Origin of the sequence: Mycolicibacterium sp. Y3, from assembly GCF_051188035.1 — a bacterium.
GTDB classification, from domain to species: domain Bacteria; phylum Actinomycetota; class Actinomycetes; order Mycobacteriales; family Mycobacteriaceae; genus Mycobacterium; species Mycobacterium fluoranthenivorans.
The window spans coordinates 35,217-55,073 of sequence record NZ_JAVQLT010000002.1 but is presented as its reverse complement, the minus strand read 5'-3'; the positions used below and the strand labels follow the sequence as shown (position 1 = coordinate 55,073).

General features: G+C 63.6%; 16 protein-coding genes and 1 pseudogene. 8 read left to right on the top strand and 9 right to left on the bottom strand.

Going from position 1 to position 19,857, the window contains the following annotated elements:
• Positions 1-31 precede the first annotated feature (31 nt).
• The 5 genes from QN239_RS31420 to QN239_RS31400 all read left to right on the top strand — a co-directional run bounded on the left by QN239_RS31420 (position 32) and on the right by QN239_RS31400 (position 5,835).
• Entirely contained in the window at positions 32-739 is a 708-nt protein-coding gene (locus tag QN239_RS31420; protein WP_499017128.1) for a hypothetical protein, read from the top strand.
• Complete coding sequence (locus tag QN239_RS31415) at positions 736-1,080, top strand: hypothetical protein (protein WP_499017127.1); 345 nt, start codon at positions 736-738, stop codon at positions 1,078-1,080. Before QN239_RS31420 ends, QN239_RS31415 begins: the two co-directional genes overlap by 4 nt.
• Positions 1,081-2,235: 1,155 nt before the next feature.
• Positions 2,236-2,970 carry a hypothetical protein gene (locus tag QN239_RS31410; protein ID WP_499017126.1) on the top strand — a complete coding sequence of 245 codons (735 nt, stop codon included), beginning with the start codon at positions 2,236-2,238 and terminating at the stop codon, positions 2,968-2,970.
• Complete coding sequence (gene dnaB / locus QN239_RS31405; protein WP_499017304.1) at positions 2,879-4,306, top strand: replicative DNA helicase; 1,428 nt, start codon at positions 2,879-2,881, stop codon at positions 4,304-4,306. The genes QN239_RS31410 and dnaB overlap by 92 nt, the downstream gene beginning before the upstream one ends.
• Before the next feature lie 575 nt (positions 4,307-4,881).
• Entirely contained in the window at positions 4,882-5,835 is a 954-nt protein-coding gene (locus tag QN239_RS31400) for an IS30 family transposase (RefSeq protein WP_499017125.1), read from the top strand.
• Between the two features lie 33 nt (positions 5,836-5,868).
• Here QN239_RS31400 and QN239_RS31395 read toward each other — a convergent pair.
• From QN239_RS31395 to QN239_RS31380, 4 genes and pseudogenes are all read right to left on the bottom strand, one after another.
• A pseudogene (locus tag QN239_RS31395) lies at positions 5,869-7,028 on the bottom strand (IS3 family transposase).
• A gap of 381 nt (positions 7,029-7,409) precedes the next feature.
• Positions 7,410-8,246, bottom strand: coding sequence for an alpha/beta hydrolase (locus QN239_RS31390; RefSeq protein ID WP_499017124.1), 837 nt, complete (start codon positions 8,244-8,246; stop codon positions 7,410-7,412).
• Positions 8,247-8,559: 313 nt separating this feature from the next.
• A complete protein-coding gene (locus QN239_RS31385) occupies positions 8,560-9,012 on the bottom strand; it encodes a hypothetical protein (RefSeq protein WP_499017123.1) in 453 nt (150 codons plus the stop codon).
• Between the two features lie 32 nt (positions 9,013-9,044).
• On the bottom strand, positions 9,045-10,922 hold the full coding sequence (locus QN239_RS31380) for a hypothetical protein (protein WP_499017121.1): 1,878 nt from the start codon (positions 10,920-10,922) through the stop codon (positions 9,045-9,047).
• Positions 10,923-11,280: 358 nt separating this feature from the next.
• On the opposite strand from QN239_RS31380, the gene QN239_RS31375 reads away from it, so the two are divergent.
• Together QN239_RS31375 and QN239_RS31370 are read left to right on the top strand one after the other, a co-directional pair.
• A complete protein-coding gene (locus tag QN239_RS31375; RefSeq protein ID WP_499017119.1) occupies positions 11,281-11,544 on the top strand; it encodes a hypothetical protein in 264 nt (87 codons plus the stop codon).
• A gap of 89 nt (positions 11,545-11,633) precedes the next feature.
• A complete protein-coding gene (locus QN239_RS31370) occupies positions 11,634-12,152 on the top strand; it encodes a DUF1990 domain-containing protein (RefSeq protein ID WP_499017117.1) in 519 nt (172 codons plus the stop codon).
• Positions 12,153-12,203: 51 nt separating this feature from the next.
• On the opposite strand, the gene istB is transcribed toward QN239_RS31370, so the two are convergent.
• From istB to QN239_RS31355, 3 genes are all read right to left on the bottom strand, one after another.
• The gene (gene istB, locus QN239_RS31365; protein ID WP_499017115.1) at positions 12,204-13,016 is read right to left on the bottom strand and encodes an IS21-like element helper ATPase IstB; all 813 of its coding nucleotides are present in this window, start codon (positions 13,014-13,016) and stop codon (positions 12,204-12,206) included.
• Positions 13,013-14,740 carry an IS21 family transposase gene (gene istA / locus QN239_RS31360; RefSeq protein WP_499017113.1) on the bottom strand — a complete coding sequence of 576 codons (1,728 nt, stop codon included), beginning with the start codon at positions 14,738-14,740 and terminating at the stop codon, positions 13,013-13,015. Before istA ends, istB begins: the two co-directional genes overlap by 4 nt.
• Before the next feature lie 275 nt (positions 14,741-15,015).
• Positions 15,016-15,477 carry a hypothetical protein gene (locus tag QN239_RS31355; protein WP_499017111.1) on the bottom strand — a complete coding sequence of 154 codons (462 nt, stop codon included), beginning with the start codon at positions 15,475-15,477 and terminating at the stop codon, positions 15,016-15,018.
• On the opposite strand from QN239_RS31355, the gene QN239_RS31350 reads away from it, so the two are divergent.
• Positions 15,470-16,722, top strand: a protein-coding gene (locus tag QN239_RS31350; protein ID WP_499017109.1) for an IS3 family transposase whose coding sequence is annotated in 2 segments (ribosomal slippage) — positions 15,470-15,743 and positions 15,743-16,722 — 1,254 coding nt in all. Because the reading frame shifts where the segments join, the coding sequence is not laid out codon by codon here. The two genes, QN239_RS31355 and QN239_RS31350, sit on opposite strands and share 8 nt — an antisense overlap.
• 267 nt (positions 16,723-16,989) lie before the next feature.
• Here the strand turns inward: QN239_RS31350 and QN239_RS31345 are convergent.
• Both QN239_RS31345 and QN239_RS31340 read right to left on the bottom strand, forming a co-directional pair.
• The gene (locus QN239_RS31345) at positions 16,990-17,430 is read right to left on the bottom strand and encodes a hypothetical protein (RefSeq protein WP_499017107.1); all 441 of its coding nucleotides are present in this window, start codon (positions 17,428-17,430) and stop codon (positions 16,990-16,992) included.
• A 25-nt stretch (positions 17,431-17,455) separates the two neighbouring features.
• Entirely contained in the window at positions 17,456-19,315 is a 1,860-nt protein-coding gene (locus QN239_RS31340; protein WP_499017105.1) for a NucA/NucB deoxyribonuclease domain-containing protein, read from the bottom strand.
• Positions 19,316-19,857: the final 542 nt, after the last annotated feature.

The following is a 19,857-nucleotide window of genomic DNA, read 5'->3' as shown; positions in this document are numbered from 1 at the left end:
GCCTTCACGTCAGCAACGATAGGGGGTCGGCGTGAGTGTGGTCGATGCAGTGAACTCATTTGGTGGCCAGCATCTTCCGCGTTATCGGTTCGGGATCGGCGGCGGTGGCGCGTATCCGCGGCAATGGCACGCCGTGGATTTGAAGGTCTACGGTCCGCGGATGGCCGCCGAGGTAGCGCGGGGTGGCCACGTTGGTCAGGTCGAGACATTCTCGATATGTGGGTTGCCCACGCAGTACGTGCGACGTTGTGGCCAATTCGCCTATGACAGCAGCTTCCTGGCGTCGCAGCGCTGTGAGCGGTGCGGCTGGGTGGTGGCCCTGAACCAGGGGACAGTTGAACGTGAAATTGAGCTGTACACCGAGGCATCGGGTGAGCGTGATCGGGGGCTGCTCCGTCAGATCTTCACCGCGATCTTGGCTGATCTGCCACCTGGGAAGGTGGCAGAGGCAGGTCACCGTTCAGACCTGTTGGCCCACGCCGCGCGCCATCGCCCTGTGCTGGTGTCGTGTGAGGGGTGCTCCGAGGGCCGCCCGGCGTCTGCGGTTCACCGTCGAGCGGTGACATTGTGCCCGGACGCGGTCCTGGTGTGCGGATCATGCACCTTCACCGCCGGGCCGTGGGGCGGGAATCGGGCGGGTACGCCTACCAGCGAGTGCGTGGTCAGTTCGCCATGCTCGGTACTCGCCGCGCTGGCCGGGCACTACGACATCGAGCTGAATCGCAGATGGGAACGGTGACCACGCGCGCACGGCGATCACGCTCAGATGTTGGCGGGGCTCGCCGCATCTCGGCGAAGGTACTGGTGGTGCCGGACATGGCGGCGCCCGGATGCGCCGCGGGCGCCGCAGTAGTTACCGCGGGCGAAGCAGGCGGCCGGTGGCCGTTCGCGTCGTCGGCGCAGTTTCTCGTCCCGTCCGCGCAGCCCCCGATCGTGGGGCACCCGCTGGTGGACGACGTCTGCGTGAAGCAGCAGTCACGGTGGGGTTGGTTCATCGCTGAGACACCGCGCGGCGCGTCCATCCATCAGCCGGGCAGCGGGTCCGGTTTCGCAACAGAGGAGGGTGTCCAGCTGATTTGACGAGCTCTGCGCAAGCGGGGCAACACAACTGGATAGAGGGACCGACAGAGATCAGGTGCCCGGGAAGGGCGGGCGGGACCGGCTGCGTGTTTGCACCACGGCGCAGCGTCACGTTCTGAACAGACGCCCCCGAAGGGGCGCTGTGAGCGAGATTTCGAATCGAGAGCCTCGGAGGTACGAACTCCGAAGTCTCAGTTGAGAGTCAAGCGACAACTCGAACTCTCGGTCCCCGTGAAAACGAGGAGAATCACCGTGGTAGGTGCTTCTCAGGGTAGCGCTTACCCTGGACACAGTTCAACTGATACGAGCTGGGGATCACGAAAACATTCCGTGAACTGCGGAGACGCAGTCATCACGGAGGTGCAACGACACCGTGAACCCCATGCTGATGGCGTTTGCCAGAAGCGCTCGCGCACGCACCAATTCGCGCGAGCGACCCATCTCGTCAGCGGCGACGCCGCCGCGCCAGTGCGGTCGCGGATCCGCGGCGCCGGCGTACAGCACGTCAGTCTCGCCGCTGACCGTGGATATGCCTGTGCTCGATCGCGCCGGGCCCAGGCCCGCAAGGCGCGCCGTGAATGGATCGTGCGCGCCGGCGCGAGCTCGGCGGACACGCCGATGTGGACGAGCCGCGTTGGGTGGCTTACCGAACTGACGGGCTGGCTGGCTACCGACGAAGGGCGTGCCGAATCCCGTCGCCTGCACATTCGTCCCGAGCGGAGCTTGGCCGCGGCCGCGGTGCTGGCCGCCCACGCCGACCATGCCAGTGGCCGTCACTGCGCTGTGTCCAACGCGACCGTCGCGGCCGCGGCAGGCTGCTCCGAGCGGACGGTGACTACCGTGCGCAAGCTGCTCAGCATCAGCGGGCTGGCGATAGAGATCCACCGAGGAACTGGATCGTCGAACACGCTCAGATGCGGTCGGCGTACGTCGATTTGGCATCTGGTCAGCCGACGCAAGCCCGACGCTGAGCGCGCCGTTTGCGACCTACCGCCATCCCGTAGGGATAGGCGGTTAACCCCAGTTAGATCTCAATCACCAAACGCGCGCGCAAGCGCGACGCGACCCAGATCGCATTCCCCCTCAAAGGCACCGAAGCGGAGCCGGCGCTGCGCGCCACGGCCCCTGCACGTCCAGCAGCTGGCCGCGGGACTGGTGGCTGGCAGCCAAGGCCTCGACCGCGGACACATCGGCTCCATCTGCAACGCCCTGACCCGATCAGGGCTTGATCTCGACACCTGGACCGCAAAGCAGCTGCTCACAGCGCTCAACGCCGATATGAAAGAACGCCACTGGGACTGGCCTAACCGCATCGACAACCCCGGATCGTTTCTGGCCTCCCGCCTGCGAAACCTGCCGGCGCGACCCGACCGGGCGCTACACGGCGCTGTGACCGCCCGTCCCCAGAAGGCCCGCACGGCGCTGATGTCGGCTGATACCGCACCAACGAGCCGCCCGAGCGCTCAGGCCGACACCGACCGCTGGCATGCCGAGGTTGAGGCCGTCACTACGCTTGAGCAGCGCGCCTTGCTGCTGCACGCCCACGAGGTGAAGATGGGACCGCTCACGGACCCAGTCAGTGCCTTGGCAGGTGCCGGCCGGCGAGCGTCCCGGTTGTACCCCGACCTCGAGTTGGGGGTGGCGTTAGCGCGCTGGGCCGAGAGTGTGCTTGGAGACCAGGTATCGAGAAGTGCCATGCCTGAGCCGATTACGCCTGCGCGGTCGTTCAGTACGGATGCTGTGGTCGATCTGATGATCTCGGAATGCGAGTGCCTGGTGTGCGGCGCTACGCAAGCCACTGCACGACCGCAGCTCCCGCTCAAGTCGATGGTGTGTGACCAGTGCTGGCCGGTCAACCAGGCCAGCGACATCGAGGAGACGCTGGCATGACCGATCTCGACGAAGCCCCCGCCCGCAACCGCCGCAGGATCAGGCCGCCGAGCAGTCCGTGCTTGGCGGGATGCTGCTCAGCAAGGACGCGATCGCCGACGTCATCGAGCGGTTACGTCCAAATGACTTCTATCGGCCCAACCACCGCCAGGTCCACGACGCCATCATGGACCTGTTCGGCCGGGGTGAGCCGGCCGACGCCGTGACTGTCGCCGCCGAACTCGACCGGCGCGGGGTACTGCAACGCATCGGCGGGGCGCCGTACCTGCACACCCTGATCGCCACCGTGCCGACCGCTGCCAATGCCGGCTACTACGCCGGCATCGTCGCAGAGAAAGCTCTGCTGCGTCGCCTGGTGGAGGCCGGCACCCGCGTGGTGCAGTACGGCTACGCCGGCGCCGAGGGGGCCGACGTAGCCGAGGTCGTCGACCGTGCCCAGGCAGAAATCTACGACGTCACCGAGGACCGCGGCAGCGAGGACATGGTGCCGTTTGAGTCGCTGCTGCAGCCGACCATGGACGAGATCGACGCCATCCAGTCCGGCGGCGGCCAATCGGTCGGTATTCCCACCGGCTTCGTCGACCTCGACGAGATCACCAACGGTCTGCACGGTGGCCAGATGATCATCGTCGCCGGTCGTCCTGGTCACGGAAAGTCGACGATTGCAATGGATTTCATGCGATCATGCTCGATCAAGCACCGCAAGCCGAGCGTGATCTTCTCGTTGGAGATGAGCAAGTCCGAGATCGTCATGCGATTACTCTCGGCCGAAGCCAGTATCAAACTGGCCGACATGCGCTCAGGCCGTCTCAGCGATAACGACTGGGCACGAATGGCGATACGGATGAGTGAGATCAGCGAAGCGCCGCTCTACATCGACGATTCGCCGAATCTGACCATGATGGAGATCCGGGCCAAGGCCCGGCGGCTCAAACAGCGAACCGACCTCGGACTGATCGTCGTGGACTACCTGCAGCTGATGACCTCGGGGAAGAAATACGACTCACGGCAACAAGAGGTGTCGGACTTCTCCCGAAGCCTCAAGCTGCTGGCCAAAGAGCTGCACGTCCCGGTGGTAGCGCTCAGCCAACTCAACCGTGGCCCAGAACAACGCACCGACAAACGCCCGCAGGTGTCGGACCTTCGTGAGTCGGGATCGCTGGAGCAAGACGCGGACATGATCATCCTGTTGCACCGCCCCGACGCGATCGACCGCGACGATCCGCGCGGCGGCGAGGCCGATCTGATCCTGGGCAAGCATCGTAACGGGCCCACTGCGAATTTAACTGTGGCACATAATCTTTCGATGTCCCGGTTTGCGAACATGGCTCGGTAGAACCGCCTTCTGTACTGTCTCACAACCGATTTCATTTTCTCACGATCGATTGCATCTGAGGCGTGAGAATCGCAAAAGGCCAGGTGGCCACGGCGCGTTGACGGTGGCGCTGTAAGAAATGAAGCCGTTCGTAAGACAAACGCCGATGCAGTCGCCGTGAGACACACCCAGTCGCCGCAGGTCGGAGGACCGGCCGGCCAAATGCAGCCGATCGTGAGAACCTACAGCTTCTCATGGCCGCGGCGCCGGCTGCCTATGTGACTGGTACCGGGAAGGCCAGCGGCACTTGATCGGGGTCGAACACCTACTCGACAGAGCCCGCGCTCGCCGCACCCGAACCTCCGCGGCTCCAGCGCCCCGGCGTGGATCTGGGCAACGAAGTCCCCACCGCCCCAAATCCACGAGTTCAGCCAACAAACACCTCTAAACACAAAGGTCACGACCTCTTTCGAGTTCGTGACCTTTACGTCTGCAATTCGCAGTATTGCTGTCAGCTCCGGTTGAATTGTGAGCAGCCTGTTCCGGGGTGGTTTCGAGTCGTCGTTGCAACACTTCTCTAGATTCTGGAGGTTGTGTTGGCATCATCGCGTCGGGTCAAGAAGGGGCCGGGGCGTCGACCGCTGTCGGCCAAGCGTCAGCGGTTCATGGAGTTGCGGGCTCGGGGGTGGAGTATCCGTGCCGCGGCCCGCGAAGTCGGCGTGTCCCGGTCATCAGGCACGGCCTGGTCCAGCGGTCACAAGACCTACCGCAATGGTGTCGTGGTGGGGTTCGTCCCGCCATTGGATCCGCTGGCAGTGCGTCAGATCAGCACGCGCTATCTGTCACAGGATGAGCGCATCGAGATCGCTGATCTGCGCAGTGCTGGGCTGAGCATGCGCGCCATCGCCGACAAGCTCGGACGCGCGCCCTCGACCATCTCGCGTGAGCTCGGGCGCAACGCCACCTCGGACGGTCGTACCTATCAGCCCTTCGACGCTCATCGACAGGCCACCGCACGCCGAGCACGCCATCACCGACGACGAGTCGACACTAGTGATCAGCTCAGTGTCCTGCTCGTCGAGCTGCTCGGTCGGCGGTGGAGCCCACAGCAGATCAGCCGCCATCTACGGGTGCTCTTTCCTGACGATCGGTCGATGTGGTTGTGTCATGAAAGTATCTATCAGGCTGTCTACCAACCAAATTCACGCTTTCTTCGCCCTACGCGATTGGCTCCGCATAGGCGTTCACCGCTGCGAACAGGCCGCGACCACCGCCGAGCACACCAGCAACAGCAGCGCCGCCGGCCGCGATTCCAGCAGCCCATGCTCACCATCCACGACCGCCCATTCCCTCCGATCGATCGGTCGCAAGCCGGCCACTGGGAAGGAGACCTCATCATCGGTGACAACCACCTCTCAGCGATCGGTACGCTGGTCGAACGCCAGACCCGGACATTGCGCCTCATTCGTCTGCCCCGTGCTGATTCCGACTCGCTGCACACCGCTCTGGTCGACCGGATGGGTCTGCTGCACGATCAGGTGACAGTTTGACCTGCCCTACCTGTTGGGTTCCAGTCGTGGTGGCTAACTGACGGCGGTGAGGGTGTCGTTGGTGAAGGATAGTTCGTACTCGATCGGGGTGCGGTAGCTCAGCGCCGAGTGGCGGCGTTGGCGGTTGTGGAAGATCTCGATGTAGTCGAAGATCGCGTTGGCCAGCTCGACGCGGGTCTTCCACTTCTGGCAGTCGAGTAGCTCGATCTGCATGGACGACCAGAAGCTTTCCATCATGGCGTTGTCGAGGCCGTCGCCGATTGATCCGAACGACGGAACCAGCCCGGCAGAGCGGATCTTCTCTCCGAAAACCCATGAGGTGAACTGAGTTCCGTGGTCGGCGTGGACGATGCCGCCAGAAGCGGGCCGGCGGTTACGGATGGCCATATCCAACGCATTGACCACCAACGTGGCATCGGCCTTCGAGTCCATCGACCAGCCCACGATCCGGCGGCTGAACGCATCGAGCACAGCACAGCAGTACAGCCATCCTTCCCGGGGCCTGTGCTGCGTAATATCAGTGACCCACAGCTCATTTGGAGTCAGTCGGTGGAACTTGCGGTTGACCAGATCGTCAGCAGTGGCCACCCCGCGCAGCCGTTTGACCCGCACTGGCCCGGGCAGGCCGTAGATGCCGGCCAGGGTCATCAGGACCGACACGGTGCGCGGGCAGACGGTGATTCCCATGCCGAGGGTGAGTTCAGCGTGTACGCGGCGATAGCCGTAGGTACCGCGTGAGGCGACGTGAATCTCTCGGATCAGTCCGGTCAACCATTTACGGCGTAGCTGGGTGGCTGTGGTCGGTTTTCGCTTGTGTTTGTAGTAGTTCTGGCGTGTCACACCAAGAATCGTGCAGCAGCGGTCCACAGGTGCCCCGGCGTCGACGAGTTGGTCGATCACCGGATAGATCCTTTTGGGCGGAGCTTGTCCTCCCCGAGGAACGTGGCAGCCTGACGCACAATGGCCAACTCGGTTTCCAGCTCGTGGATTCGTCGCCGGGCAGCGCGCAGCTCGGTTGATTCGCTCGTCGGGACACCGGGGCGCAGCCCGCGGTCGATGTCATCCTGTTTGATCCACTTCGACAATGTGACGGGATGGATGCCGAGATCGTCGGCGGTCTGCTTCTGCGGCTTGCCGGCGCGCACGAGCGCGATCGCGCGGGCACGGAACTCGGCCGGATAGGGGCGGGGCATGACGGTCAGCCTTTCGTACAGGCCGTCACTTAGTCACCGAATCTGGAACCCAAACGGTGGGTCAGGTCAAGATGTCACCTATTCGTGCAGCAGACCCGATCGATGCTCGGTAGCCGTGTGTGATCCCTCAACGGCTAGTCGGTTTGTGTCGGTGGATCGTTGCGACAGCTCAGCGGCGGTTTCAGACGGCGTTCGGACGACTGGTCTGAGATTGCGGTCGGCGCACGCCCTGCAGCGGATGATCGCCAGTGGTGAGTTGGCCTTCACCGTGGTCTCGATCATTGGCGTGAGCCACGAAACCGTGTATAGCGCAACTGCCCGAGGTCAATTCGATCGAAGTGCAGCGCGACGAGGCCGATCGAATGAGTCCGGCTGAGCGGCTCAGCCCGCGATCTTCGTTTGGCCTCCGGCGACTCGGTCGGCGAATATGGCGATCTCGGCAAGCGCGGCGCGGGTTTCAGGCAGGAACCAGACTAGCAGCTGAAAGACGTGAATCTGGTCCTGCCACAACTGCAACGTCACCGGTACGTTGGCACCGGCGAGTTGGTCGGCCATCCGGCGGTTGCCGGGCACCAGCGGTTCAGTGGACCCGAGCTGCATCAAGGTCGGTGGTAACCCCGCTAGGTCCAGATCGAGCGGGCGGACCTGCGCTGCCAGACCGGTGCGGTCGCTACACAAGCGGGCGGCGCGTCGAGCGAACCGCAGCGCAAAGAATGCGTCGCGCGGCTCCCCGCGGCGATGGCGATAATCGGGGTCCAGCCAGGCCGACATCGTCACCAAACCAGCAGGCATCGCCAGCTTGGCATCGCGCGCCCCGGCGAGCATTCCGAACGCCAGGTTGCCGCCAGCGGAGTCGCCGCTGACCAGCAGCTCGTCCGGTGGGACCTGAGCAAGCACCCACCGGTACACGGTCAGGCAGTCCGAAGCCATCGCCTCCACACCGCTGTGCGGGGGATGGCGGTAGTCGAACAGAAGCACTCGGGAGTTCGTCGCTGCCGACAAGCGGACGGCGGCGGCCCGGTACATGTCTGGTGTACCGAACATGAATCCGCCGCCGTGCACATGCAGGATCGTTCGTGACGGCGACAGCACACTGGCAGCGCGCACCCATATCGCTGGCACGCCGTCGATGTCGACCGCCTCGACTGGCGTGCGGTCCAGCGTGCGTCCGACCAGCGATCCGAGCCGGTCCAACGCGTGCAATGCCCACGGGGTCATCGGGAACAGATCACCACCGGTTCGCCCGACGATACGTAACGCCGCTGCCGACGTCTGCGACGCGCCGCTCCGACCATGTCGGTGCACAATCGCGGGGTTGCCGACTCCATCGGTACCTGCTGCGCAATGAGCCATCTGACCGGTCCACCTCTCTAACCAGGTTGTAGATGTTGATAAGAATCGTCGCAGAGGACCGGTCTGGCTCACAGCACCGGCTGGCGTTGGGTGGAACCGTGGCTATGTCAACTTGAGTTGGCCCCGGGAAGACGTGTCGAAGTGGCCCCAGTTATGTCCTCTGCGCGACGAGGGACGGTTACGTTCCGGCTGAGTAGACGAACAAGCGGGTCTGTCCGGGGGTAAGAGTGCCTGTAACAGCGGTGATCTCCACCGTTCCTCTGTTCGCCGGTATGAAAGAGACGTACTGCGCGTTCGCCAGCGTGCAGGTGAAGCCGTAGTCGGCCCAGGTCTTCGTGTCGCCTGAATCGCATTTCGTCAGGGGTACCGCGGCGGGCGCGCCGTCGATAGAGACCATGGCACCGTCCTCGGGCACTCGGGTCGGTCGGTCGAAGGCACCCGTGTAGGAAGGCTGCCCGACGGGATATCTCACCGAAGTCATGCCGACGAGTTTGTATTCAGCAGGAATGTTGATGCCCAGGGCGGACATCGCGTCGCGCGCTTGGTCGTCAGTGAGTTGGGACACCCAGGGTGGCGGCGGACTGTCGTCGCAGCCCGCGACCGTGGTCACGAACGCCACAATCGCGATCATCCACCGCGCCCGGCGCATGCTGGCGTTACTTATCATTGGCCAGGCACAAACGTTTTGATGCTGCTGACCCCAAATGTGTTGAAAGCACGTGCGTAACCGATTTCACGAAGGGTACTGAGTTCGTCGATGACGGTCATCTTCCCGGCTTCGACAGGACTGCCCGTAAGTGCGTCGATGTTGGTGATTGTCTCGCTTGTGTGTTCGTAGTCGGTGAAGTCGTAGATGTAGAAGCGCTGATGGATCAGAGCCTGCGCGGTCCCCACGTTCTGAACTTGCGTGACGATTTGTGTCGAGTATCGGCCCACCGAGTAGATATTGCTTGGGGTGCTTCCAGCGACCTCGGTCCACCCGTCATTTGCACCGAATACCTCGGTGTAGGTCGATTGCGGTGACATGGCCGCCGCAGCCAGGGCACTGCCTCGGGCCTGCTGGAGCAGGTCAGGTAGTGATTGGATGTTCGCTCCATAGCCCCCGTTATAGGGGTCGACGCCGAGAGCGTCCGTCTGCGCAGTGGACAATTGAAAGTCGCGCCCCAGCGACGAATCACCGCTGCCGCTCTCGTTGGCCAGGTAGTGCCCGATGAGATCGGCGGCGGTGTCCCAATTGCGGGCTTGCAGATAGCCGACAGCGAGAGTGCCATCAGCGCGCCCGCCCATCCCTGACAGTAGGCGCTCAGCAGCGGACATGTCCGATTGACCGAACTTCTGATCTGAATGCACCAGGAGCGGCGGCTTCGCCGGTATCGGCGCAGTGAGGCTATCGATAGCCGAATCATCGACTTTGATGCCGTCTGGGTCTGCGGTGATGGGGTAGACCGCGTCAGCAAGAGGCGAGATGGTTTGGGTGAGTGTGGTTCCGGTGGCGGTGAACTGGGTGGGTTGGGTGGCGCCGGTGGCGTCACGTGCCCAGGGTGCGGAGAAGCCGTCTCCGGTTTCGGTCCCTGCGGCATCCAGAATGGACACGGTTTGGTCGGGGTTGACGCGCAGGCTGCCGCCCTCGGGGGTGAGTTGGGTGGCGTCGAAGTTGTAAGTGGTGGGAGACGACGGGTCGGTCATCGTGACCAGGGTTTGGTCGCCGTCGGTTTGGCCGATGTGGGTGACGCTGAACCCGCCGCGCACCCCCTGGCTGGGCCCTGCCGAAGAGTTCGATTGTGTCCGTGTGCCGTTGCGCCGCGATGCCGCTCCGGCCCCGGCCGCAGCCAACCCGACTACAAGTGCAGTAGCTGGCCCTGTTGGGTCGTTGGGGGCAGCGGGGGTAACGGTGGTGGTGCTCTGCTCACCTTGCGCATATTCGCCCTGCGGGGGCAGCACGATGGTCGGAGTCTGCTGGGTGGCCGGGGGTGTCGACAGCTGTGCCGGTGTAGTGGCTGGAATGGCGTCCTGCAGCGCCGTGGCCGGTTGGCTGGTGCTCTGCTGGCCTTGCTGGGGTGCGGCGTCGAGCACCCGTGTCTGCGCCTGCACGGTGCGCGGTGGTTCGGCTTGGCTGGAGACTCTTGTGTTCACGCTGCGATTCGGGCCGTCAGCGCTCCACCGGTTGTTGGCGTTGGTCTGCTCGCTGAAACTCGATCCCGACCGCCCCGTGGTGTGCTGGCCATCAGAGGACCCCCGCGAAGACGACGAACCCTCACGGTTGCCGTTGTTGTTCGACTTCTTCTTGCTGTCGCTCTTCTTCTTTTTCTTGTTGTCACCGGGTTTGGAGTGATTGCCACCCGGTGATCCGGGTTTGGGGGTCGCCCCGGCCTGCGCCATCACCGCGGGATCAGCGGTGATCATCGGGATCATCAAACCAGCGATCGGCACCACCAACGCCGTCAACCCCGCCGCGACACCCAGGCGCAGCCACCGGCCACGATCCCCGACCGCGCGCACCGGAGCGGCGCGGTGGCGGCCACCGCCGCGGCGTGCGACCACCAAAGGGCTGGCTACCGCGTGCGCGTGGGCAGCAGGGTACTGCGATGTGTCGCAAAGAGTGATGCGCCCACCAGTGTCTACCGCAGCGGCGGTTTCGCAACGCCGGATACTCGGCACGAAGTTGTCCACGATGCCCCCCCTCAGGACTGTGAACCCGTTGCCTGCCTGTGCTGACGGTGGGTTCCATAAAGGTTTAGTCGTGGATCAGACCCCAAACCGAACGGTGATCTAGCACACAGAGCAAACACAGCTGGCGACGGCTACGCTCGGCGACAGCAACAACACCACGGCCCGGCGCGTGTCATCGGCGGGTGACGCTCGTACAAATCAAACGGGCCGTTCTATTGATCGGGGGATCATGCACATCTTCAGCCAACGGGCACAGTTCGGGGCCAAAGACTTCGCCGCCCTGCTGGCCGGTCTGGTGATGCTGGTGGCGGGCTTCGCTGCAATCACCGCCCTACCCGGCTGGGTTACCCACTGGGGCACCGTGCCGGTGTATTTGACCTACTTCCTGTACATGTCGATCGCCGGGCGCCTCTTCTGGAAAGGGGCCGACGCCGCCTGGGACGCCCTCAAAGGCGCAGCAGCGCAACGCACCTCAACTCCAGCGCGAGTGTGACGTCCAGATCCGCTGGTGCCCGGCGGAAGTGCGAGGAGTCGCTGCGTCCGAGGAATGTGTTTGCGGATGCTCATGGAGTTGAGCGGCCCATGACAGTTCCTGCCGAGTTCAGTTATCCGGGCGTAGGACTCACCGAGCCGCATGCTGTCACGTGGTCAGCTCCGACGCATGGCTACCGCCGCTTCGAAGCCACCGTTGCCATCGGACGGGGTGATGACATGTGGTCTTTCGCTGCAGCGGAGGTTGCCCGGTGGGGTGTGAAGCGGCGCAGCGGATTCCGTGTCTCGCCGGATGTGCCAATTGCGCAAGGGGCTGAATACAGCATTGTGCTGGCGGCGGGCGCGATCGCGATCCATGAACCTGTGCGTGTCGTGGATGTGGTGGACACTCCGGATAGGTGCGGATTCTCGTACGGGACACTGCTCGGTCATCCAGTCTCAGGCGAAGAGGCTTTTGTGGTCCACCGAGACAGCACCGGCACAGTATTTTTGACGCTCCGTTCCCTGACCAGACCAGCGCCACGCGGGCCTTGGAGGTTCGCCTTTCCGGCATTGCTGGTGGCGCAAGTATTCGTCCGCCGCAGGTATCTGAAGGCACTGGCAAGGTAGGAGAACCCCCCATCGCCACACTCGGCGCGCTCATTCAGCTGAGCTGTGGCTTCACGTGACCGCGGTGGTGGTGCGGGCGTGGGCGAGTCGGTAGGAGTCGGTGCCGGTTTCGATGATGGTGCCCCCGAAGGTGAGCCGGTCCACGATCGCCGCGCACAGCCGGGGATCGGTGAACGTCTTTGTCCACGAACTGAAGGCCTCGTTGCTGGCGATGGCCACCGAGTTCTCCTCCTCCCGCTCAGTCAAAACCTGAAACAGCAGCTCAGCACCCCTTTTATCAAGCTCCATGTATCCGAGCTCGTCAAGTAAAAGAAGATCAACCCTCCCGTAACGGGCAATGGTTTTGGTGAGCTGCTTGTCATCGGCGGCCTCGACGAGCTCGTTCACCAACCGGGTGGCCAGGGTGTAACGCACCCGGTAGCCACGCTCAGCCGCGGCGGTACCCAGGGCGATGAGCAGATGGGACTTGCCGGTGCCGGAATCCCCGATCAGGCACAACGGTTGGCCTTTAGTCACCCAGTCCCCGGTGGCGAGTTGGTGGATGGTGGCCGGGTTGATGTTCGGGTTGGCCTCAAAATCGAAGTCGCCCAACCATTTCTGCCGCGGGAACCCCGCCGCTTTGACCCGGCGCACGGTGGAGCGCCGGTCGCGGTCATCGCATTCAGCGAGCAGCAGCTCGGCCAGAAACCCTTGATATGACAGTTGTTCCCGGTTGGCCGCACCCAGTCCTTCCTCGAGAACGGCCCGGATCGTGGGCAGCCGGAGCCGGCGGCAGGCCTGATCGATCGCGGCCAGGGCGGCGGGTTCGGTCAGGCCGCGTTGGCGGCGCAGCGTGGTGGTCACCGAGGTAGCGGCTGGGCTCATGACACATGGCTCTCTTCTACGGTTGCGGGAACGGGACTGTCGTGCGGCGGCATTGCGGTGTGGGGATCGGCGCTGGAACTGCTGCGCCGGCGGGCCAGTAGCTCGTCATAGACGGCGACGTTGGGCAGTGGCCGGGTATCCGGGGGTAGGCCCGCGATGATCGCGGACGGATCGGTGAGCCGGCGCTGGGTCAAACTGACAACCCGCTGCTCAACCGGCATATCCTGAACCGCGGCGGGACGGTCCGATTCGGACCCACCCGTGGTGACGCGGCCGGCGGCGTGACGGCGGGCTTCCACCGCGACCACATCAGCGCTGACCGCCCCCACCTGCAACGCCGCCGTGATCCCGGCGATCACATCGCGGTCGGTCATGCTGCGATGCAGCAACAGCACCTCGATCAACTCCCGCGTGCCCGCAGCATCACCGTTGACCCGCCGCGCCGCAGCCCAGAACGCCTCATGCGCCGCAGTGAACGTCCCCGCCGCCCGGGCCCGGGCCAACGCGGTCGATCCGGGGAACGCACCCGGTTTGATCTTGAGGACCTCCAGGTAGTGATCCAACAGGACACTGGACCCACCCCGGATCGCGATCCGTGGATGCGTCGTGACCAGGGTGCGTCCGTCGAAGACCACCACTTCGCTGGCCCGCAAAGAGACCCGGACCTTGCGGCCGATGAACCGCACCGGCACCGAATACTTCGCCATCCGCACTGTGATCAACGCCGAACGATCCACCCGCGGAGTCAGCACCAAACCAGGATCGAACGGCTCAAACGGCAACGCCGCGAGCAGGGGTTGTTCGGTGGCGAAATCCTCGCCGATCGTGCGGATCCGATCACCGATACGCCGGTGATCATCCTCGGCTTCCCAGCCGCGGATCCGCTCATTAAGCTCAGCCAGCGAATCCACTTCCGGCATCGGGGACAAGCGGTTGCGGCGGAAGCGGCCGACTTCGCCTTCCACACCGCCCTTTTCATGCGCCCCAGCGATCCCGGGCTGGCAGTAAAAGGCATCAAACCCGAAGTGCGAACGAAACAACACCCAGCGTGAATTCTCCGCCCGCCGCCGATCAGTAGTGCCATGCAGTACCGCGGCCACTGCGCACGTCAGATTGTCATAGCGGATATGGCGGGTCGGGATACCGCCGATCGCCGAGAACGCCTCAATGTGGCCCTCCAGGAACGCTTCCTGGCCCTGGGTCGGGTAGACCCGGTGAATCGCCTTACCCGAGTGCGCCAGCCAGAACACGAACATGTGACACTTGGTCTTCACCCCAGCCAGCACCACCCACACCTCACCGAAATCGACCTCGGCTTCCGCCCCAGGAGGGTGTTCCTGCGGGACGAACACCTCCACCCGCCGGCCCGCCTCGATATCGATCTGGGCACGACGCAGCCGGACGTAGTCCCGCACTGTTGAATACGACAGATCGACCGCGCCGTGTTCCTCAATCAGGCGGTGCAGAATCCGCCGCGCGGTATGACGCTGCTTCCGCGGAGCCGTCGTATCAGCGACCAACATCGCATCAATCACCGGTTTAAACGGGTCAAGTCTCGGCGACCGGCGCACCGGTGTCTTACGCGGAGGTGGCACCGGATCAGCCAGCGCTTGGCGCACCGTACGCCGATGCACCCGATACTTGACCGACAACTCCCGGATTGATAACCCGTCCAGCCGTCGATCCCGGCGAATATCGGCGAACTGCTCCACCCGTGCCTCCACCCTGGCCCCTCTCCATCGCAACCCTGTTCGATGGATCAACACTGAGGTGGGGCCAACTCAAACCGTCACAACCACACCGGCGAGTCAAAAAAGGGGCCAAGTGAAACCGTCCTACCGGAGCCACATCAAACTGTCATAGACAGAACCGAACATCTCTCGCCAGAGCACGCAGGCGGAGGCCGCGGAGGGTCCCCGACGGTCGGGATTTTGCCGCTGGTGAAATCTGAACGGTGCTCGCCCTGACACGATCGATATCGGCGCGGGCGGCCACGTCGTCAGTGACGGTTATGACTGCGACGGCGATGTCGACGTCCGATACGCGCGGCACGATCGGCCATCAGGTCGCGGGCCCGTGACCGCAGCGGGTTGCGCGTCGCGCACGGGTCGGCCCAGGGTTGAACCGGATTTCGCTCGGAGTCGAGGATCTTCACCCGCACACAAGGATTGGTGAACAAGTACCTGTTCATGGCCTTGTTACTTCGCGCATACTCCAGAATTAGCCACACGACGTCGGGGTGCGGATCAGTGCGGTCAGGGATGTCGGTTCGCACACGTTGCACCTCGACACGCTGGCACGCCACAGCGTCGTCAACCCACACGTCGGCGACCAGCCCGGAATTCAACGGCCGCTCCGTCTCCGTCGTATAGCCAAGGTCTTGTGCGGTCTGGCAGACATACTGAACCGTCCCGGGTTTGATGCCGCTTCCTTCTGTGAGAAGGATGGCGAGTATGGCCAAGCATTACCCGGTCGGGCAGCGCGAGCGTGCGGTGAAGATGGTGCTCGATCATCTCGGTGAGTATCGGTCGGTGTATTCCGCCTGCCAGGCGATCGGTCCGAAGGTCGGGGTTGGTGTGGAGTCGCTGCGTCGGTGGGTGTTGCAGGCCCAGGTCGATGCCACCGAGCGTCCGGGTGTCACGACTGCTGAGGCGCAGCGCATCCGCGAACTCGAGCGTGAAGTTCGGGATCTCAAGGAGGCAAACGAGATTCTGAAGGCGGCCTCGATTTTCTTCGCGCGGGAGCTCGACCCGCGCCACCGCTGATCTGCGGTTTCATCGACCAGATGCGCGCGGCCGGATACCGGGTCGAGTCGACCTGCGCAGTCCTGCGTGAGCAGGGTGTGCAGGTTGCCCCACGGACGTATCGCAACTGGAAGACCGCCGGCCCCTCAGCGCGGAAGCGCTCGGATGCGCAGCTCACAGACGCGCTGCTGGCCACCGTCGGCACTCCCGAGGGCATGTACGGGCGGCGCAAGATGACCGCCCACCTGCGCCGGCAGGGCCACCGCGTCGCCCGATGCACGGTAGAACGGCTGATGCGCGACGAGGGCCTGTCGGGCATCACTCGCGGCCGAAGGCACCGCACCACCATTGCCGACAAGGGTGCCGATCGGCCAGTCGATCTGCTGGACCGCGACTTCAGCGCCGCCGCACCCAACCGCAAGTGGGTCACCGACTTCACCTACGTACCGACCTGGGCGGGGTTTGTGTATGTGGCGTTGGTGATCGACTGCTTCTCCCGGGCGATCGTGGGCTGGCAAGTGTCCAAGGTCAAGGACACCGCCATGGTCACCACTGCGCTGAAGATGGCGTTGTGGCGCCGTGATCATCACGGCCGGCAGGTGTCTGAAGGGTTGATCCACCATAGCGATGCCGGATCGCAGTATACGTCGATCTCTTTCGCGGAAACCCTTGTGCTAGAGGGTATTGCGGCATCGATCGGCAGCGTTGGGGATGCCTACGACAACGCGTTGGCGGAGACCACCATCGGGTTGTTCAAGACCGAGGCCATCAGCACCGGGAGCCCGTTTCGGCCTGGGCCGTTGCGGACCCTCGACGACGTCGAGTACGCGACGATGGAATGGGTCGACTGGTACAACAACCGCCGTCTGCACAGCATCTTGGACTACATCCCACCCGAGGAATACGAGAGCACCTACTACGCTCAACTCCGAGCGTCCGAGCCGGCGATGTCTCAAACATGAAGCCGGCATCAAACTCGGGACGGTTCAGGTGCTGATCCGGGCGTAGCCGAGGGTGGCTGTCATTTATCGACTGTCTCAGCTGGCAGTGACAAGGCAGATGCGAGACACGCAGTGTGAGACGAGATATGAGACAACGCCACCTGGGGCGATGCAACGGGGAAGGCTTTCCCTGAGCCTGTCTCGGATCTCTAGAAATGAGACAGGGGCCTGGTGTTCAAGTGCCCTGACGAAGAAGGCGAACTTCCACTACATCTCCGTGAGGGTCAACTACATCGTGTCGTTTATCAAAATATTGAGGTCTGTTGGATCGGGAAATACTTCAGGAATGGTGTTGCGCCAGTAGACCTGGACCTGGACGCGCCCGGTCCGACTGATAGCCACTTTGTGGCGGTCTTCGGGGAGGCTGAGTATTTGGCCAATGGCGAGACTGGGCTCTGAAAAGGTCAGAGCACCGTCGAACGCCAGTTCACCCAGCCCTGTAGGGTCGGTCCCTCGATACACCCGCACGGCAACGTTTCGACCGAACTCGTCGGCCATGTCGGCGGACATCGTGAGCACCGTGAGGGTGTGGTCGGTGGCGGTGGCCATGTTGACCCCCCATGTTGGTACATCGTCTGGCATCACGGTCTTGCCGGCGTCCTCGATGACGACGGTGCCGTGATCGGGGAAGACGTCGAATTCGGCGAGGAGCTGGTTAGGGGATGTCATGCGCTCACGAACCTATCAGCGGAGGTCATTTTTGGCCCTTGCGGTGTTTCTTATTGGTGCTTTGCTTCTTCTTTTTCTTGCTGCCGTTGTTGGAACCGTGCTTATTGTTGCGATGCTCGGCGCGGCTCGTGGTGTCTTGAGTGTTGTTGGTGACGTTCGTTTTGGATGCATTGCCCTGGTTCGAGGCGTCGTTAGCCTCACGGGCGTTGGCCTGGGCGCGGGCGCGGGCTGCATCAGCGGATTGTTGCTGATTTCGGCGATCGATCGCACACGGTGCACAACGGACCTTGCCGTCGTCACCGCGAAAGACGCGATCATAGGGATCTCCGTCGTTAATCTCTTGGTCTCTATAGGTTCTTTGTAGCTGGTTGCCCTCCCGGTCACCCTCCCATTTGGGGGTGTAGGTCAGGCGAGCTCCTTGCCCACCCTCTTTGGTGGAGGCGGGGTTGTCTTCTTCGAGTACGTAGTCCCTCCCCCCCTTGGGAACGCCGTTTTGTGCGGCGCGGCGATTCCGATCAATCTGTGCCTGGTCGGTCTCTCGGTGCACGGTCGCTGATGACTGACCGTTTTCGATACCCGAGAGCTTGTTGTCGTAGGTCTCCGGTGTCCATTCCTGACTGTAAATAGTGGCGGGATTCTCGCAAACATCGCCACAGTCGTTTCTGGTTCCGGCAGGCTGCGACACACTCGGCGGCTTGTAGTCAGTCGGAGGTCTGACCGGGCCAAAAGGCGGGGGCTCCAACGGAATACGATCATCGGCCGAACGCAGCGGCGTGACCGGCGGTGCGTTGGCTGCGGCGGGGGTTCCGACTCCGGGTTTGGGGGTCAGGGTGCCGGCGATGTCGTTGGCCAGTTGTGGTGAGGGGGTGGGGGTGACGGGTTTGACCGTGTTGACGTCTCTGAGGGCGTTCTCGGCCAGATCATCGAGTTTCTGCACACTGCGCTCGGCGGCAGCAGTGACCCCTTTTTGGATGCTGCGGGCGGGGCTGACGTAGTTGAGGACTTCCAGGGTGTCACCGGCGGCGGCCAGAAGCTGATTGGTCGGATCAGCGGCTGCGGCTTTCTGCACCAGACCGGTGGTGCCGGAGAGCACCAGGCTGGCCCCGAACCCGGTCCCGACCCCGGTGACCATCAGCACGGAGCCGCCGATGATTTCCGCGGACTCCAGCGGGTTGTTCTTCACGAAATTGCCGACCGCTTTCGCGCCGACCACGGTGGCATCGGCCACCGACTGCGCCGCCGAGGCGACGCTGTCGAGCATGCAGGAAAAGCACGGGTCGGCATACACCGGCCACACCGTGGTGGCGTCGGGGTGGATGACTTGGGCCAGCAGATACAGTCCCGGCCGGATCTGCTGGGTCACAAACGCACTCGGCACCACGGTTCCGTGGCTGTCGCGGGCCTGCGGCGCGGCGATCGTGGCGATGGTGGTCGCGGCCGGGGTAGCGTCGTTGAGGGTGATGATCCCGTTGGTGTGGGCCAGCATCACCGTGTCGGGCGGGGTGCGCAGGAACATCGGCACCATCGGCAATACCTGACCGTCGGCGCTGGTTGTCGTCGTCGCTTTGGCGGCCGGTGTCGTGGCGGCACCGGTCATCACTGGTTGGGGGATGCGGGTGATGGTGCGCCCACCCGCGCCTTGGTTCTCGGCGATCACACTGAAACCGGCACCACGGTCGGGGTAGACCACCTGCCCGGCCGGGGTGTGCTCAGCAGCCCCCAAACCGGCGGGCAGCACCAGCTGCACGCGGCGTCCGTCGGTGGTGGGCAGATCCCAGCCCGCCACCGGATCGGCCGGGATGTTCGCCGACCGCGCTGCGGGACTCAGCGTGTCATCTGAGGCTAGTGCTGTTCCGGCGAACGCCGCCGACGCCGCGGCCGCCACCGATTCCACGTTCGACGGCCCACCCGCCGCGGGGCGAGTCTCCGATCGATCGCGGTCAGAAAGCCAGTGCACCCCGCCGACCACCAAAGCAACGGTGGCCACCAGCGTGATGGCTACCTGCGCCCACCACCGGACACTCCACCACGGCCGGTCACCCGGCAGAAAATCCCCCACGACCCCAACCTCCTACGTCAACCCACATCGCCCGCCAGCTACGACGGACATCTGCAAGGTGTAGTCGGGAACCAACCCCAAAACCGAACGGTGATCTAGCCCACAGCAATCAAACCCTACCGGTTGGCGATGCGATCGCCGCCGGACACCAACCCCACAACCAGAGCCATGAGCAGTGGAAAAGCGCAACACATTTACCTGACTCAAATGTCATAACAGCACGTCAGGCAACATTTCATGCGTTAGGTCGAAGAACCTCGACGCGCCTCCGCATCCCGCAACTGAGCAACACCAGACGGGTCCGCCAATCGAGACAAGAAATGAGCCGTCCAAGTTCTTTAGAAACGAGACACCTCGACGAGGAGATC

Coding starts and splice junctions, on each gene's coding strand:
- QN239_RS31385 (WP_499017123.1), bottom strand. CDS start 9,012: ATGATCGCGATTGTGGCGTTCGTGACCACGGTCGCGGGCTGCGACGAC.
- QN239_RS31370 (WP_499017117.1), top strand. CDS start 11,634: ATGACAGTTCCTGCCGAGTTCAGTTATCCGGGCGTAGGACTCACCGAG.
- istB (WP_499017115.1), bottom strand. CDS start 13,016: ATGAGCCCAGCCGCTACCTCGGTGACCACCACGCTGCGCCGCCAACGC.
- QN239_RS31390 (WP_499017124.1), bottom strand. CDS start 8,246: ATGACCCCGTGGGCATTGCACGCGTTGGACCGGCTCGGATCGCTGGTC.
- QN239_RS31375 (WP_499017119.1), top strand. CDS start 11,281: ATGCACATCTTCAGCCAACGGGCACAGTTCGGGGCCAAAGACTTCGCC.
- QN239_RS31345 (WP_499017107.1), bottom strand. CDS start 17,430: ATGACATCCCCTAACCAGCTCCTCGCCGAATTCGACGTCTTCCCCGAT.